This window comes from Pseudoalteromonas sp. LC2018020214, from assembly GCF_016598755.1.
Classification (GTDB): domain Bacteria; phylum Pseudomonadota; class Gammaproteobacteria; order Enterobacterales; family Alteromonadaceae; genus Pseudoalteromonas; species Pseudoalteromonas distincta.
In genome coordinates this window covers 3,623,675-3,641,195 of the sequence record NZ_CP066804.1, presented here as the reverse complement: position 1 = coordinate 3,641,195, position 17,521 = coordinate 3,623,675, and the positions used below count along the sequence as shown (strand labels likewise).

The window sequence follows — 17,521 nt, the reverse complement described above, 5'->3', positions numbered from 1 at the left end:
GCAGCAGTATGTTTGGTTTTTAGGCAAGGCGGAGCCTATGTAGTGTGGTTATTCCCCATAAATAGGCGATAACGCAGCATAAATACCAAACATGCGCTGCCCGTTGGGTTCTTTCTAGGGACGATTAACTCTTTGTTGCTCGGTTTTTACTTAGCCCACTAGGTTACAAACCTCGCGCCGCGATTAAATCGCCCCTAGATTGAACAAATTTCAATCCACAAAGATCAGCACGCCCTAGTCAGCTACTTTTACTGAACCGCTAATATTATCGATACTTACATCGCCCGAGCCCGACTCAGTAATGCTCAGCCCCTTTGCATGATTAACGCGAATATCACCCGAACCGTCTTCAATTGTTACGTTTGAACCAATATGCTCAATGACCATGTCGCCAGAGTTATCATCTACATTAACAGCACCGCTTATATGGCTTATCACTAAATCACCCGATCCATCTTCAACGTTTAGCGAACCGGTTATGTTGCTGACGTGCATTTCGCCAGAACCATCGTCAATAGTTGCATTGCCGCTTACGTTGTTTATATGAATACTGCCAGAGCCGTCGGTTAATTCTAAATTACCTGCGATGTTTTCAAAGTTAACTTCACCTGAACCATCGTCAACAGTTAGGTTTTTAGCCCCACTTATCGTTAAATTCCCCGAGCCGTCTTTTACATCAATATTGCTTTGCATAGCATTTATTAAAATGTCGCCAGAGCCATCATCAATATCTAAATTTAGATTACTTGGCACAGTAACCACTAAATTAATACTTGGAGATTGGCCACTGTAAAAGCTAATACCATTACGACTTTTATTTTGGGCAACAAGCTTTGCTTGTTTACCGTCTTGCTCCAGCGTTAGTTCGTATTCGTCTTCAATGTCGGCTGTGTAAATAGTGGCATCAACACTGATGCTGGTGGCCGTTTTTGAGCCTTTTATTTCAAGGCTACCTGCGCCGCTTAACACATTTAAATATTCAAGATTATTGCTTGGCAGTGATAGCTGTTGAGTTTGCTTTACTGAGGCAACGCTTGGCGATATATGAAATACACAGCCACTTAATAATAAAATGCCGCCAATAAGTGAAAGTGGTTTTGTAATGTTAGATACAGTTGATGAGCTCATGTTTAGTCCTTTGGTATTTATTGTTTGTATTTATATAAACAATATAGAGCAAAAATGAGGCCGAAATGTAAGCTGTTGTTTTATATAGGGTGGTGGTTTTTTATGAAAGTTGAAATACTAATAAGTGGTTAAAATAACTAATTATTAATATAAAAGGATGCGTGATGCATCCTTTTATAATTGCTCTGCTTTTATTAGTAAACTAATTAAAAGCTGTAAGTAATATTACCGTATAAGAAACGTCCGTCTAATCCGTAAGGTGCATACGGTGTGTACGGGAATATTTGACCAAAGTCAGAGTAACCAATGTTATCCACGGTTGCTTGTGGGTATTGATCAAATAAGTTGTTTGCGCCAACGGCAAATTTCCAATATTCGTCTGGACGGTATGCCACTTCTAGGTCGGTGATCCATTTAGGGTCTAGGTATTCATCGCGATCAGCTGTAGTTGATATATCAGCGACTTCACCATAACGTGTGGCACGAAGCGTTGTTTGCCATTCGTTAAAGTTCCACACTGCTGATAGGTTCCATTTGCTATCTGGCGTGCCTTCTTCAAAGCGACCTACTTCACGACGGGCAAATACTACGTAGTCGTCACCTAGTGAGTTAAGTTCGCTTGGGTTGTCGTTTACGTGTGTTACTTCGGTATCGTTAAAGTTAGCGGCTACGTTTAAACGTAAATCACCTAAGTTGTCTAAATCTAAGTTATAAGTGGCAACTATATCTACACCTTGCGTACGTGAGTCGATAGCGTTGGTAAAATAACGTACGCTTTCGGTGTTTAGCTCACCGGCATTTTGTAGTATTTCTACTACGGCATCGCCCTCTAGGTTTTCAGACAATACAATACGGTCATCAATATCAATACGGTATGCATCAACGGTTAAGCTAAAGCTCCCTTGCGTGTACATAAAGCCCGCAGTAACGTTTACTGACTCTTCAGCATCTAATGGCTGGGCACCTAGCGCTTGCGCTGCTGCAGAATCAGTTGGGAATAAACCAACTTCAAATGGTTGGTTGTTTTCAAGTACGGTTGATATTTGGCGGTACGAGCTTTGCGCTAAAGATGGCGCACGGAAACCGGTGCTAATTGCACCGCGCAGTGATAGGTTTTCAGTAATGCTGTAACGCGAAGCAAGCTTAGAAGTAAATGTGTCGCCAAAGTCGCTGTAATCTTCATAACGACCCGCTAAAACGACGTTCCATTTTTCTGTTAAGTAGGTATCAAACTCAACAAATAAAGCGATGTTATGACGGCTTTCGTCAGTCGCACTTTCTGGTCCAAAACCAGCAAGTACTTGCGCGCCACCGGCTGCAATTGGGTTGCCGTCGCTATCAAGTGCGGTGATGTAAGACGCTTCTTCGCCTTCTTCTATTTTGTAGCTTTCGTGACGGTATTCAGTACCTACGGTAAAAAATACGTCATCAGGTAAGCCTAAATCGAGTGTGGTATTGGCCGTTGCGTTTACTAAAAACTGATCGTAAACCAGTGCACCGTTGTCAAATTCGGTTGGGCTTTCGGCACCTAGTGATGTGTTAATACTATTTACAACACCGAAACCAAAGTCGTTGCGGCCGTAGTTGGTACTTACATCCCATGTCCAGTCGTTAGTTTCGCCTTTTAAGCCCAGTGCAAATGAGTAGTCTTGTACGTCTGTTTCAATTTGCGGCAAAAAGCCATCTGGGTACACTTCTAAAACATTACGGCTGTCTTTTGCTCGGCGGTAAAAACCACCTGAATTACCTTCACGCTTTGAGTAGCTACCAAATGAATAAAGGTTTAAGCCGTTATCTAAATCGTAACCCATGTTGTAAAACAACGCGTAATCTTCAAGGTCTGCTTTACCAAAACGGTGATTGTAACGATCGATAGTAAATTCGCGTGGGTCTAGGCTGCCATCATCAAGGCGGCTGTATTGTTCGCGTGGGTCAAAGCCTGAGCGCTGTGTTGAGTCGTTATCACGGTATTCAATTGATACGTTTACAAAGCCGTTATCAGATAACGCAAAACCAGAGTTTGCACTAACAGTGCGTGTTGCACCGTCGTTTACTTCTCTGTCGCCACCGGTATTAAACGCTAAGTCGCCGTTAGCATCTGCATAGGTGCTTTCTAGCTGAGGTACGCCAGCCATTTGAGTATCGTATTTACCGTACGTTACGCTAACGCTACCGCCTTCTGAGGCATCTTTAAGTACAATGTTAATTACCCCAGCAATTGCATCAGAACCGTACTGTGCGGCTGCGCCATCACGTAGTACTTCAACACGTTTAATTGCAGAGGTTGGGATCATGTTCAAATCAACAGCGGTAGAGCCTCGACCAACAACACCTGCTAAGTTTAATAGCGCACCGGCATGGCGGCGCTTACCGTTTATAAGCACTAGTGTGTGATCGGGTGCTAATCCACGTAAAACAGCTGGTTTTGCATGGTCAGTACCATCACCCATAGTGGCACTTGGGTAGTTAAAGCTAGGTACTTGGTTTGCTAGTATTTGGCTTATTTCTAGCTGACCCGTACTTTGCATATCACCGCTGGTAATAATATCTACAGGTACTGAGCTTTCGGCAATGCTGCGTAAGCTACGGCGAGTACCGGTAACCGAAATCACTTCGATATTCTTTTCTGCTTGATTATCTTGCTCTGCGGCAACGGCCATAGAGTAAGGTGTGCTAAGTGCAGTGGTAACGGCCAAGCTAAGTGCTAGTTTATTTGCAGATAAACGCTTAAAAGTCATTAATTGTTCCCCAAGAGCTGCTAGTCGAAAAGGAGCGCATCATATAGAAGCGACTACCCTAGTGCAAAGATAAAAACTATCTAAGATATTCTAAGTTGTTAACATATAAGGTCACTGTTTACGCGCGATATAGGCGTTTGGATCGTTGTAGTTGCAATCTTGTGTCGAATGGTTGCGAATTCAAGGGGATTTTAGATAAAAGTTAGTAAGACGTAAAAAGGCCAAGCAAATGCTTGGCCTTTCAATTTTTTAAATTTAGTAATTTAAATTATTCAGGGGCAACTTCAAGCGTTGTAAATAATGCATAACGTCCTGCATCTACGCCTTCTTCATTTACGGTAACCTTGTTAGAGGTTTCGATTAGGTATAGGCCTGGCTCTTTCCACGTAATTGTAAACATACCGTCTTTATCGGTCGTTACTTTTACTTCGCCACGCTCGTTACGGTAGCGTGTGTCGCCTTTTAAAATACTTACTTCAACGCCTTCACCAGCAGATTTACCATCTTGTAGTAACTGAAAACGTGCTTGTTCACCTACAAATAAATCGTTTGGATGCGTTGGACCGCTAAGCTCTAAGCCTAAACCTAGCTGTGCAGGTTTTGAGGTGCCATTTCGGCTTACAAATGTATCTACTGTTGAAACAACCTTCGTTGTCGTTACATCTTTTGCATTGCTAGGTAACTCGGCTTCTGTTTTTTTACCAAATACACGCTTGCGCTTACCTTCTTCGTTTTTATAGAAGGTCATGTACATTGGCTTTTGGGTCATTGCAATGTGGTAAGTGCCTTGCTCTGTTAAGCTTACCGCAGCTGAGCTTTTACGCTTTAAGTAATAAGCACGAATGGTGTCGCTTACTGGCTCACCATTAGGCGCAAGTGCCATTAATAATGTGTCGTCGTACTCGGCGCCTTTTTCTTTAGGTTTAAAGGCTTTGTCTGGTGCAAACATTTCGTTAGAGATACTAGCGTCAATCATTACGTAATGCGCTTTATCGCCTGATAAAGATGTATGCGAAGGTAGTAACCAACGTCCGTGTGCACTTGCTGAAGTTGACACTAAAGCAGATAAGCTCAATGCGCCGATTAATGCCGTTTTTAATAAATTAATTTTCATTGTATTTCCTTAAATTCAAATGATTAAGTAGCAGCTACTTAGTGCTTACAGTGACGAAGCTTTTAGAAAACTCGTTTTTACCATCAATTGTTAGTTTGCCTGATTTAGTTAAATCGAGCTCAACGCGGGTGTAGTCTCTGCCCCCTTCTTCGCGTACAACTTCAATATTTAGTAAGTATTTACCTGGTTTTACTGGGTTACCGTCTAAATCATTACCTTGCCAATTTATGGTGTAAGTACCTGCGCGTTTTGTTGCGCCGCTAATGCCGTCAAAGTTGGCATCGCTTTTACCGGCTTTACGCCACCATTGGCGTAAGTCTTTAAACCATTCTGCTTTTTGCACCCAAAGTGCAAGCGTTGTGACGTGTTTGCGCTCTGGTGTTTCAAGCCAAACTGCAACGTATGGGCGGTGATACGGTTGTACTTCTAAGTCAGGAAGCGTTAATTCAACCTCTAGCTGTGGTGTTTTTGCATGCGCCGTTGTTTGAAAAAACGCAGCTACGAGCAGTAATGCGGCGCTTATAAATAATTTAAATTTAACCATTAAGACACTCCTTTTATTTGTGGAACCCAACATAAATAAATAACCAGTGGAGTTGCCACTCCTAGTACGGTTATCCATATTCCTGCTAAGCGTTTTTTTCTATTTTGAAACAAAATAATCATGCCGGTGATGGCAAATAAAATCATTAGTACGGCAGATATATCAATTACCCAACTCCATACTTCACCGCTGTGGCGGCCTTTATGTAAGTCGCCAATGAGGCTTAAAAAGCCACCTGTTTGGTAATCAAGATTTAGTTCGCCAGTTGTAAAATCAAGCTCTGCGTAGGCAAACCCAGCAGGCAGTGGGTAGTCGAGCATGACAAGCGCGTCTTCTTTTTCCCACTCAATGCTTTTTACTTTTGTAAGTGCATATTGCTCGGCTAGGTAAGCTTCTATTTCAGGGTAAAGCGTTGGCAGCGTATTTAGCTGCTCATTGGCTTTGGTAACTAGCTCTGCTGGAATTATTGCAGTTACTTGACCGTTATTTTTATCGTTTTTAAGCCAATCAATATGGTTGAGCACAATGCCGCTAACGCAAAATAAAATAAGCAAAAAAAACAAAGCTGTAGAAATATAAATATGTAGAGCACGGCTTGTGCTATACAAAGCCCGCTTGTTAATAAACGACATAAAAACAGTAAATAAATTAAATTTACAACATGATAATGATTTGCATTAGCTATTACAAATTTACTTACTTATCTTTACATAAAAACTTTAAAACAAAGGCGGTAAGCAGGTAAAAAATGAATATTTAATGCTTAGGAGGGCTGGAAGGTCTTAAAATAAGGTAAATCATTACCAATACTTCTATTACTGCAACGAGATAAATAACCCAAATAGGGGCGGCTGAATACAGTAAAAATGTAAATCCAATTAACATGCCAATGGCGGCGTAGCATTTGGCTTTTACAGGCACTACTTTATGGGCTTGCCATTGCTGCAAAGTTACACCGTAACGAGGGTGGTTTAACAGCCATTGTTCAAGCGCGGGTGATGAGCGAGTAAAGCAGGTGAGCGCTAAAATAAAAAATATAGTGGTAGGCATGACCGGCAGCACAATGCCAATAATGCCCAAGGCTACAAGTATTAAGCCAAGTGCTTTAAACCATAAGTTTTTATAACAAATAAACACTGCTTTTATATTCACTTAGGCTCTTTGAGTTATGGCTGATACTTTGGATTGTAGGCCAAATAGTTATAAAATCGAAGTGTAAAAACATAAAAAAGGGCAAACTAAGTTTGCCCTTTTAAATTTATAAAATAGGTTTTACTTATCTAGAAGTAGTAACCCACGTTGATGTTAAAGCGACGCTCTGTATCGCCATCACCAATAATTGTTCCGCCAATAAATGGCTGGTTACGTGCTTGAATAAAGTCAAAGTACGTAAATAACGGGCCTGCTGATACGCTCATACCTGTTACGTTCATCCATGTATCTGCACTGTCGTCAGATTTGTCATAAATGATGCCGTAATCGTTGTAAAACTGTACGCCTGTTATAGGGCCTAAATCAACCGATAGGTCGTAAGCTACGTTAAAGTTAGTCATGGTAGCTTCGCTTGATACGGTGTCGTAGTAGTCAAACGCACCTACAACAAAGCGGTTGCTGTTGTCGTCTAGATCGTAGTCGTACTCACCGTGCTGAAATTGAATATTCCAGTTATTAATTTGGCTGTTTACGTGGAACGCCCATGCGCCGTAGTTACCTGCACGGTCGTTACCATCATGTAAGCCACCGCTTAATAGTGATACACCCACATCGGTTTTAGCGTTTTCGCCATGCTCAATTTGGTACACCGTACGAGCTGCAAATGTGTTGTATTCACCAAGGCGAGAGCCAGGTGCATCGTATGTGCCTTCGGTTGTTGCACGGCTACCAACTATATCAAAAGAGTAACGCTCGTTAACTTCAGAGCTGCCATCAACGCCGCCTACTTCATCATTTTTGAAAAAGCCTAGGTCTAGTTTCCAGTTGTCTTTTAGTTTACGGTTTACTGTTACACCCAAATCAAAGTCGTCTTCTAGGCCAACATAGTAGTTAGTACTAAAAAAATAGCTGTGTGAGTTGTATGGGCCATTACCAAAAGGGACAGGTGCAATACCAGCTTGTGCTTCCCAGCCATCAGTAAATTCGTAACCTAAGTATGCATACTTAACAATGGTCATGTAATCGTAAAAGCGAAAATCACCATTAACAGAAATATCGTTTATTTCGCCAGATAAGTTAATGCGAAATACTTCGAAATCTAAATCGCCGCTACGATCTTGAGTGTCTTCATCGTATGAATTAGTGCTGTAATTAAAACGCACTGCGCCACCAATTTTAACGCCTTCGTCTTTTTTCTCAGATTCGGCGGCAGCAACAACAACTTCTTTGTTATCAGCTTTTTTACTAATTTTTGCAACTTCTTGCTTGTGTTGCTCATTAATTTTTTGCTGTTTTGTTTTTTCATCAGCTAACTTATTTTCAAGCAGTTGCATTTGTTGCTTTAACTGCTTAAGTTGGCTTTGTAACGTGTCTAGATCATCAGACGCATAAGAAGTACTTGTAACACCACCTAGAACTAGTGCTAGTGTTAATTTTGAGAGTTTAGTCATAATTGCCGCTCAGATTTTGATTAAAAAATAAAAAATTCAAGACGTAAAAAAACGCCTTACGTTTAGGGTAAGTACAAAAACTATGTATTTTTTTTATTATTTATTCTTTAGGAGCTTGAGTAAGCGCACCAACTTCTAGAAGGGGCGATGCATCTAATTTATCTGCATCCATCATTGCGGCTACACGCTGCATTGATGAGAGTAAAAGGCTCTGTTCCCATTCAGCAAGTGCAGAAAACTTTTCAATAAAGTGTTCTTGCAATGGCTGAGGTGCTTTATCAAGTAACTCTTTTCCTTTATCGGTGAGGTATAAGCTCACTCTGCGTTTATCCATTTGACTGCGTACGCGTGTTACTAAGTTTCTGCTTTCTATTCTGTCGAGAATATTGGTGACCGTTGCTGGGCTTAAATTTACATTTTGAGCAATACGGCTCGCCGTTATTCCATCGGTTTTTTGCACTTCTTGCATTATAAGCAATTGTGGGCCAGTTAAACCCGAAGTTTTATTTAGCTGCTTAGAATGTAAGTCAATCGCGCGGATAACTTTACGTAAAGAAACCAATAACTCGTCATATTTTTGCATTTGCTTATCTCGTCGATGGGGCGGTAGTTTGCCGTAATCGCGAAATGTTACACATCAAATAAATTGAATTCAAATAATATATTGTACTTTAGCCCGCTTTTATTGGTTTTTAATAGTTAGAGCAGTAACTAATGTAAAATTATATTGTTTAAATTATAGTAAATTTTCTTAGCATCTTGTGTGCATTAAGTTGCGCACAGTACGTATGTTGTGAATAATTGGCAAGTCTTATTGTATAGACTTTAGTATTATTCATTTACAGCTGTTAGTACAAAGTAATTGTTTGTGAGTTTACTGTATATGTATTAATCGGCAATGAACAAATTCAGCAATCAATATTTAATATCAATAGCGTATACTTTAAGCATGCATTATTGTTTCTGCACAAACATTAAAAATCTTTAGTATCAGTATTATAGGGGAAGGTATGAAATTATCGCCATCAGTTAGCATTGAGCAAAGCGAAACCGGTCTTGAGTTTATTAAAATAGCTAGTGAAAAGTGCGACGCAAAAATATTTTTGCAAGGTGGGCAAATTACCGAGTTTATCCCTAAAAATAACAAGCCACTTATATGGGTATCACAAGACGAAACTTATCAAGAAGGGGCAAGTATTCGAGGTGGTATTCCTATTTGTTGGCCGTGGTTTGGCACACACGCTAATGATGGCTGGCCTGCCCATGGTTTTGCGCGCACAAGTGTGTGGCAAGCTGATGAAGTACACGAATCTGATGAGCAAATTACAGTTAGTTTAAAGCTCCCCATGAAACTTGTTAATACAACGTATTGGCCACATCAGTCAGCATTAAAAGTTGAGTTTGTATTAAGCGATAAATTACAGGTTCGCTTAACTACCACTAATTTAGGGAGTGTGCCATTTAGCTTTACTCAAGCGCTGCATACCTATTTTCCTACATCAGACATTACAAATACCCATGTAGATGGTTTACAAGGCGCGCAATATATTGAGTTTAGTGAAGGGCCATTTGTACAAAATGATGTTGTAAGCTTTAATCGCGAAACCGACATGGTTTATACACAAGCAAGTACAATACAAAGCATTAATACGCCAGAAGGTGTTATTAATGTGAGCCGCGAAAACTCAAGTTCGTGTGTGCTGTGGAATCCATGGATAGAAAAATCAAAACGCTTATCTAATTTTGCTGACGATGAGTATAAAACAATGCTCTGCTTAGAGGCTGCTAATGTACTGATAGATAAAGTAACGCTTGAGCCAAAACAAAGCCACACCTTAATAACCACCATTAGTTGGTAAGTAATTAAAGCAGGAATAGGGACAAATAGTGTTTAACAATCAACAAATAATGGATTTACCAAAGCATAGTGATATTAGCTTTAAGCCATTGGCTGATAAAGCCTTATTACATACACAGCTTAGCTCGCTTCTGTTTTATATACCGCTAATTGGAGCACTTATTGCTGTTTGTTATTTTAATGAAGCCTTTGCTAATAACGCACAAACATATTTGCTAATTGGTATGCCAATTTTGGTGGCCGTATCTATGGCGTACAACATAATAAGTGTGAGGTTGCGAGGTTTTGCAGTGCGAGATCATGACATTGCTTTTAAAAAAGGCGTTATTTGGCAACAAGTAACGGTATTACCTTTAGCGCGTGTACAGCATATGGAAATACACCAAGGGCCAATAGAGCGAAAACTTAGCCTTGCGAGCATTAAATTATTTAGCGCTGGCGGTGTAAGTGCCGATTTACAAATTAGCGGGCTAACCCATGATGATTGTAAAAACATGCGCCAATTTGTACAAAACTACCGCCAAGACGACGCAACTACTCAGGCAGCTTTAGTAGATGAGTAATACAACTATCGAAGATAAAGCCAGCCCTATTTACTGGCAAAAAGTATCGCCCTGGGCACTTTTATATTTTGTTGTGCACTTTAGTGTGCGCTTTGTAAAAGATGGCCTTTTAAACTTACTGCCCATGCTAGTCGTATTTGTTACTCAAGTAGAAAATAAATTGTTTTGGGCGCAGGTTGCAGGCGGTATTGCACTAATTTTGCTACTTGTTTACTCATTTTTATATTATTTAAATTTTAAGTTTAGTATTAGTAGCGACAACGAAATATTGCTTAACAAAGGTGTATTTAAAAAAGAGCGACTTACGCTTAAATTTGGCCGTGTGCAAAACGTTAATATTGCCGAGCCGTTTTATTTTACCCCCGTAAACTTAGTTAATTGTATTTTTGATGCAGCTGGTAGTGTGTCGCAAGAAGTTGTTTTACCTGGTGTCACTAAAGATTATGCACAGCAAATGCGGAAACAAATATTTGATTTTAAAGCGCAGCAACAGCAAGAAACACCAAATACTGAACAAAGCGAAACAGACACTATCGAAAACAGCCTAAGCATTAGCAATAAAGAAATAGCCAAATTTGGTTTAATGTCGAATATGGCCATTTTTGCAATGGCTGCTTTGGCCCCTTTTATAAACCTAATTGTTGATTTTTTAGAGAAGCAAATTATTGCGAAAGTAGAAGGCTTTTACCAACAAGAGCTTGGTATGCTGGCAAGTGCTGCTGCTTTTGCGATGATCACCTTAATTGTTTTGCTAGTTTTGGTCGCTGTGATGCTATCGGTGACTATGTCGCTTATTCGTTTTTATAACTTTGAGCTTTATTTTAAAGGTCAAAAGTTTAAACGTATTGCTGGCTTGTTAGAGCGCCATCAGCTTTCTATGAGTATGGATAAAGTACAATCTATTGTTATTAAGCAAAACCTAATGGGGCGATTACTAAAGCGATTTACCGTTGAGTGTTTACAAGCAAGTAGCGGCGGAATAGCAGCCGGTGTGGCGGCTAAAAAAAATAAACAAACGTTAGTATTACCTGTATTAAATAGCGAACAAGTTGATAGTGTATGCCAATGGATTTACCCGTGGTTTAATAGTAAAAAACTCGCTTTTAAGCGCGCAGAACGAGCGCTTTTGTATAAAAATTTAGGCTTTTATTCATTGCTACCCAGTGCATTAGTGTTTGGCTTTTGTTTTATTGCTGATATTAATACTTTGATAAGCCTTGGTGTTTTGGTGGTGTTTTCTGGCTTGGTAACTTTATCGTATCAGCGTTATGGTTATTACATGCATGAGGATAGTGGCCGATTTTATATGGTTGTACGCAAAGGTATGATTGGCGTTCATTACCGTGTTTTTGAGCTTTATAAAGCGCAAAGTGCACGCAGTATAAGTACGTACTTAATGAGAAAGTCAGGCTTAAAAAGCCTGTATATACAACTTGCTTCAGGCTTTGTATTTATGCCCTACATAAAGCAGCAAGATGCTGACTTTATTATTGATTTTACAATTAAGCAGATTGAGTCAGATACTCGCAGCTGGATGTAAACTCCCCTAATAAAACATGTGTAAATACACATTTGCACATGCTTTATTACACTTTCTTACTGCCCATGAAAGACATTTAATAATACCCTAGATGGTATTAAGGAATTCTTTTAGGGACGCTCATGAAAAAAACACTTATCGCATCGGCTTTATTACTAGCAGCACCGAGCTTTGCAGCCGATTGGCAAACTATTCATACCGAAAATTTCAACATTCACTACAGTGTTGAGCATGCTGATTTTGCTAAATCAACTGCAACAGAGCTTGAAATAGTACGCACCAAAGTGCTTGAGCAGCAAAACAGAGCACTTGATAAAACAGTTGATGTAGTGGTGTTTGATCCCCTAAATGCGGCAAATGGCTTTGCGCTACCTACCTCAAATAATCCTGTAATGGCACTTTTTACAACCCCACCACAATCCGACACCGTTATATCAAACAGCGCTGGCTGGCAGCAGTTACTTGTACTGCATGAATATATTCACTTAGTGCACTTAGCACAGCCTACACGCAATGACTGGCAGCAAAAAGTACGTGGCATATGGGATTTATACGACTTAACTTACAGTGATACACCGCGCTGGGTAGCCGAAGGTTATGCCACATTGATTGAGTCTAAAATGACGGGCCGTGGGCGTTTATTTGATAACTACTCAGAGTCAATACTGCGAGAATTTGCTCAGCAAGGTGCTTTGCCAACCTATGGGCAATTAAATGGCGAGCAGGGCTTTATGGGCGGCTCAATGGCGTATTTAATGGGTAGTCGCTTTTTAAATTGGTTAGAGCAAAATTATTCAGAACAAACACTCGATAGTGTTTGGACGCGAATGCAAGGCGTAAAAACGCGTGATTTTGATGAGGCATTTAGCGGTGTGTTTGGGCAAAGTGCAGCCAAGCTATATCGCCGATTTATAGCTGAATATACCTATAAAGCAATGCAAATAGAGCAAGGAGAGCTGTTACTTAATAGTGAACTTTGGCTTGAACTTAACTTATATGCAAGTAACCCAGTACTTTCAAAAGATGGTAGTAAAATTGCGATTGTTGAGCGAGATAAAGAGAGTAATACCAAGCTTATAATTTATAGCACGGATGACAACATTAAAGCGCAAGAAGAGTTTACTAAAGCGCAAAAAGAGCTACTCGAAAACGATGCACAAGACATCCCCGATACAGCGCCAAGTGTATTTAAGCGCGAACAAAAACAAGTGCTTAATCAAATTAACCGAGCTGGTATTGCAAACCCGCAATGGGTAAATAATACAACGTTGTATTTTAATGCGTACAGCAATGAAGAGTCGGGTATTTATAACAAAGTGTCTGACATATTTAGCTATAACACTGACACTGGAAATATTACACAGCTTACTGAACTTGCTGGTATACGACGATTTAGCGTAACCAGTAACGGTGAAACCTTGTATGGCGAGCAAATAAGAGATGGCTACTCTGAATTAGTAAAGGTTGATCTCAATACGCAGGCCATCACACCATTATTTACAAAAAGCCTTGAGACAACTTACGATTACCCAATACTCAGTCCTGATGAAACTAAATTAGCTTATTTATCAACGTCATTAAATGAAAACTGGCAATTGTATATACAAGATGTAGGTGGTAATAAGCAGCAATTAGCACCTATGCCAAACGGGTATCAATATTTAAGTCAGCCTAGCTTTAGCCATAATGGCGAGTCACTTTACTTTGTTGCAGGCTTAAATAGCGCTACTGATATTTATAACTACAACATAGAGAGTAAAACACTCAGCAAGTTAACTCAGGGGCAGGAAGCCGTTGCCCACCCGATTGAAATGGCTGATGGCTCGTTACTCTATTTTTCGATAACCGCAGATGGGCCAAATGTAAAAACATTGCCAAAAGCTATAAACAGCACTGTAGTTACTGAATTTTCGGCTAATAAAAAAGCACCGCAGCTCATTGTAAACGAACATACGCTTCCAAAAGCTAAAATATATATGCAGCAAACAACGCAGCAAACAAATTACAACGTGCTCGAACAGCACGCTACTTTTGCACTAGGAACGCAGTATTATTCGGCTTCTACCAGTTTGTTAGATTTAAGCATTAAAAGTAGCGATTTATTAAAACAGCTCGACTTGCAAGCAGGATATAGCACTGATTTACACGATGGAGCACTGCACGGTGGTTATGTGCAGGCAAAATATAATGCGCTTGATGTAAAACTGAAACTTGCACTGTTTGACTATAATTTAAATACATCGCGGCAGTATCAACAAAGCCTAAATGCAGATGTGGATGCTCGTGGTGGTTTTGCTGCAATAAGTTACCCTGTTAAATTTGGGCAGCTAAGTTTAACGCCAGAGCTTGCCTACAATTACACTGATTATAAACAAAGCCATAAAAATTGGACGCGTTTAGGCGTTGCCCAAAATTGGCAATATGATCGTCAAGACTTTGTAATAGGCCAAAGCCTTTATGCGAGTTGGTACGATGGCAGTAGTAAAAATAATAGTTGGCAAGGTTACGATTTAGCCGCCAAAATTTTTGGTAAAGCGTTTGGTATTCCTCTTTATGCAAACTTTTCTCAAAAACAACGTGATGACAATAGCCTTGCATTAGGTGGCTTTAGCTCAAATCTTATTAATCAGCAGCAAAATAGTGAATATGTACTTTCATCTGAGCTGCCTTTTTATAGCGCAACTGCAAAGCGCTATCAAAGTTACGGTGGCGGCTTTAGCTTTAAAGAGGGCATGCCGTGGCTTTATTATAAGCAACATCAACTCGACGGCACCGTATATGCACAAAGTTACGGAATAAAACACCAAGGTGATTTTAGTTTTGGAATGGGGCCTGCTGGTATAAATGACTTAACATTTAATATGGGGCTGTCGCGAGTAGAAGGCGACAGTTTTGAGGATGAAATGCGAGCGTGGCTGAGCTTTTATTATTCGCTATAAATACTAATTGGCTAAGTTACTTATCCATCTGCAAGGATAGTAACTTAGCTTGATATACATCGATTTTTTGGTTATCACGTTCTAGTTCGATAGCTTTCTCAAGCAAGGTTTGTGTTTGTTTAATATTACCTTGTTGATAGCGAACTTTTGCGAGTTCCAAGTATAACTCAGCAATGTAAGGCGCTTTAGTAATAGCTTGCTCAAGGTGTGCTTTAGCCTGATGAGCATGGCCAGCTTGTAAGTTGTTTTTAGCGATTACTAGTAATTCATATGGGTCTTTTTCTTTATTAACTAATTGTGAGGTGAGCTCTTTAACAAGCTCTTTGTCGCCTAATTTTTTAGCTAAAAGCTGATAGTTGCTGATTAAATTAATGCTTATTTCATTATTACTAAGTGCTGTTTGATAGATGTTTTTAGCGCTTTGTAAATCACCAGCCCGACGATGCAAAATGCCCGCTATATTAAATAATTCAGGATCATTGGGAGTGTATTTGTTTGCTTGTAGAATAAGTGAGTAAGCAATATCCAGCTGTTTGTCTGCTAGCGCTGTTGCAGCTAAATTACTGTAAAACTTAGAAACTAAATCGTTATAATCTGCACTGCTTGAATAAAAGCTGCGACGGGTAGGAAAGTAGTCGATTAAGGTGCCCGCTCTGAAAAATTCAACAATATTATCATCTTTTTTATCTACTTTTGGGGCGTATACTCTTGTTCTAAAGTGGCTTGCTACATAAACAACATTATTTTCTTTTGCGTATACAGGCTGACTTGTTACTTCTTGAAAGCTCGTTTCTAATCCGAGAGCTTGTGCATAGCTTTGTGTTAAAACAGCTAAGCTAATACAGTTGCCTTGCGAAAGTTTTAAGGCTTGGGCTGAAGTAAGTGTATCGCCGTGGTATTTAAAGTTAGCTAAGTTGCTTTCGAGGTAGTTGTAAATAATGCGGTCATGACGGATTTCAGACTGTTTTTGTTTTTCGGCGTAAGCTAAAAACGTTTCTTTTTCAGCATTTGGCAGCTCGAAAATGCTGTACTCAGAAGGAGTGTCGAGTTTATTAAACAAAGAATGGTTTAACAGTTGTTCAAGCTCTATTTGTTCTACTTGCTGAACCTTGGTTGTGTTACATCCAACTAAATATAAAAAAGTAATACAGACTGCTATTTTATAAAACATCATAAACCCACTCCATTGTTAAATTTTACATTACAATGTGGTGGGTTTTTAATCAAGCACTTGCTGTGCTGCGTTTACTTGAGCGATTTTTTTGTGATTGCTTTTTACGTTTACGGCGGGTAAACCACAAGTAAAAACCAGTACATGCTAGCCACACTGGGCTTAAACCAATTACGCACCACAGTATTTTACTTATTAGCCCTGCAAAGTAGCCAAAATGAAGTTTTCTAAAACTATCAATTACTTGCCAGCCAACGCCAACTTCGCGAATATCCCAGTTAGTTAAATGTTCGCCTGTTTGCTTATCGTAGCTAACCGTATTGGCATATTCGCTCGCAAGTGGGTTATTTGTATCGACTTCGCCGAATAAGGTGATATTTTCGTCAGGCTCGAGTGGCATAACTAAAAACGTACCATTAAAAGTGGGTATTTGCTTTTTACTGTCATCGAGTATGTGTTGAAACGAAATATCGCTACTGTGCAAGTTTTTGGTTAGTACAAAGTGCTCTTCCTCAGCGTGTTCAATAACTTCGTGATACCACACCGCCCAGTTAAAGTAGCCACCTGTGATAGCTAAAATAATAATGATGGGCGACCCTATCACCCCCGTCATTTTATGAATGTCGCTAAGTACAATTTGCAGTGTTGCACGCCAGCGCACACTAAATAGACGCTGCCAAAAATTACGATAAATAATAAGTCCTGTAATACCTAATACCAATAAAAACAGAGCAAAAAAGAAGCCTAGTACTGTACCTGTTTGCCCTGGCAGGTTTTTAAAGTCGTTAAGTAAAAAGGTGTAATGCAGTTCTAAAAACCAATCAGTAAAATAATGGCTGGTACCAACAGGCTCTGACAAAATGTCACCCGTATACTGGTTTAAATGAAACTTATACCATTGCTCTGTCCCGCGTTTAACTAAGTAAACCCGATCAGCAGTATCATCGTTAAATATCTCCCAACTACCTACTACATACTCAGGGTAAGCAAGCTCTGTTTTTGCGATTAATTTGTCGATTGGCATGCGCTCTGGCAGTGCTTTTACAACATAGTGACTGCTTGGCATAAGTAAGCCATCTATTTCACTTTTAAAAACTAATACGCTTCCTGTAATACTAATAACAATCAAGGGAATGAGAGCTATAAGAGCGATCCAACTGTGAATTTTAAAAAGAGTTTTTCTCATAGATAGTTTTATATATGGCAGCTAATGACTTGCGCATGATAACAACTATCATTTTCATTTGGTAGTTTGTGAGTAGGTTTCCCCTTAAATAGGTAAACCGTGAACTTAATTCTACGGTTTTTGTATACCTAGCTTGC

14 protein-coding genes are annotated in these 17,521 nt (G+C 39.7%); 4 read left to right on the top strand and 10 right to left on the bottom strand.

Features of this window, described 5'->3' with window-relative positions:
- Window positions 1-234: 234 nt before the first annotated feature.
- The 8 genes from JG479_RS16300 to JG479_RS16265 form a co-directional block, all read right to left on the bottom strand.
- Window positions 235-1,128 (bottom strand): hypothetical protein, encoded by an 894-nt coding sequence (locus tag JG479_RS16300; RefSeq protein ID WP_200219669.1) that lies wholly within the window; start codon window positions 1,126-1,128, stop codon window positions 235-237.
- Window positions 1,129-1,334: 206 nt separating this feature from the next.
- The gene (locus JG479_RS16295) at window positions 1,335-3,866 is read right to left on the bottom strand and encodes a TonB-dependent receptor plug domain-containing protein (RefSeq protein ID WP_200219668.1); all 2,532 of its coding nucleotides are present in this window, start codon (window positions 3,864-3,866) and stop codon (window positions 1,335-1,337) included.
- Window positions 3,867-4,134: 268 nt separating this feature from the next.
- Window positions 4,135-4,980, bottom strand: a complete 846-nt coding sequence (locus JG479_RS16290; RefSeq protein ID WP_002960196.1) for a DUF4198 domain-containing protein — start codon at window positions 4,978-4,980, stop codon at window positions 4,135-4,137.
- 34 nt (window positions 4,981-5,014) lie between these two features.
- Complete coding sequence (locus JG479_RS16285; RefSeq protein WP_024596098.1) at window positions 5,015-5,524, bottom strand: DUF2271 domain-containing protein; 510 nt, start codon at window positions 5,522-5,524, stop codon at window positions 5,015-5,017.
- Window positions 5,524-6,156 (bottom strand): PepSY-associated TM helix domain-containing protein, encoded by a 633-nt coding sequence (locus JG479_RS16280; RefSeq protein WP_039486959.1) that lies wholly within the window; start codon window positions 6,154-6,156, stop codon window positions 5,524-5,526. The genes JG479_RS16285 and JG479_RS16280 overlap by 1 nt, the downstream gene beginning before the upstream one ends.
- Before the next feature lie 124 nt (window positions 6,157-6,280).
- Window positions 6,281-6,676: a YbaN family protein gene (locus JG479_RS16275; RefSeq protein ID WP_002960192.1), complete on the bottom strand. Its 396-nt coding sequence runs from the start codon at window positions 6,674-6,676 to the stop codon at window positions 6,281-6,283.
- Between the two features lie 128 nt (window positions 6,677-6,804).
- On the bottom strand, window positions 6,805-8,127 hold the full coding sequence (locus tag JG479_RS16270; protein WP_002960190.1) for a hypothetical protein: 1,323 nt from the start codon (window positions 8,125-8,127) through the stop codon (window positions 6,805-6,807).
- A 100-nt stretch (window positions 8,128-8,227) separates the two neighbouring features.
- The gene (locus tag JG479_RS16265) at window positions 8,228-8,710 is read right to left on the bottom strand and encodes a MarR family winged helix-turn-helix transcriptional regulator (protein WP_002960189.1); all 483 of its coding nucleotides are present in this window, start codon (window positions 8,708-8,710) and stop codon (window positions 8,228-8,230) included.
- Window positions 8,711-9,137: 427 nt separating this feature from the next.
- Between JG479_RS16265 and JG479_RS16260 the strand changes: the two genes are divergently transcribed.
- The 4 genes from JG479_RS16260 to JG479_RS16245 all read left to right on the top strand — a co-directional run bounded on the left by JG479_RS16260 (window position 9,138) and on the right by JG479_RS16245 (window position 15,027).
- Window positions 9,138-9,986 (top strand): D-hexose-6-phosphate mutarotase, encoded by an 849-nt coding sequence (locus JG479_RS16260; RefSeq protein WP_200219667.1) that lies wholly within the window; start codon window positions 9,138-9,140, stop codon window positions 9,984-9,986.
- 28 nt (window positions 9,987-10,014) lie between these two features.
- Window positions 10,015-10,548, top strand: coding sequence for a PH domain-containing protein (locus tag JG479_RS16255; RefSeq protein WP_033021154.1), 534 nt, complete (start codon window positions 10,015-10,017; stop codon window positions 10,546-10,548).
- Window positions 10,541-12,088, top strand: a complete 1,548-nt coding sequence (locus JG479_RS16250; protein WP_200219666.1) for a PH domain-containing protein — start codon at window positions 10,541-10,543, stop codon at window positions 12,086-12,088. The genes JG479_RS16255 and JG479_RS16250 overlap by 8 nt, the downstream gene beginning before the upstream one ends.
- A 122-nt stretch (window positions 12,089-12,210) precedes the next feature.
- Entirely contained in the window at window positions 12,211-15,027 is a 2,817-nt protein-coding gene (locus JG479_RS16245; protein WP_200219665.1) for a TolB family protein, read from the top strand.
- Between the two features lie 16 nt (window positions 15,028-15,043).
- Here JG479_RS16245 and JG479_RS16240 read toward each other — a convergent pair whose 3' ends face one another.
- Window positions 15,044-16,201: a tetratricopeptide repeat protein gene (locus JG479_RS16240; RefSeq protein ID WP_200219664.1), complete on the bottom strand. Its 1,158-nt coding sequence runs from the start codon at window positions 16,199-16,201 to the stop codon at window positions 15,044-15,046.
- 49 nt (window positions 16,202-16,250) lie between these two features.
- Window positions 16,251-17,384, bottom strand: a complete 1,134-nt coding sequence (locus tag JG479_RS16235) for a PepSY-associated TM helix domain-containing protein (RefSeq protein ID WP_200219663.1) — start codon at window positions 17,382-17,384, stop codon at window positions 16,251-16,253.
- Between the last annotated feature and the right edge of the window lie 137 nt (window positions 17,385-17,521).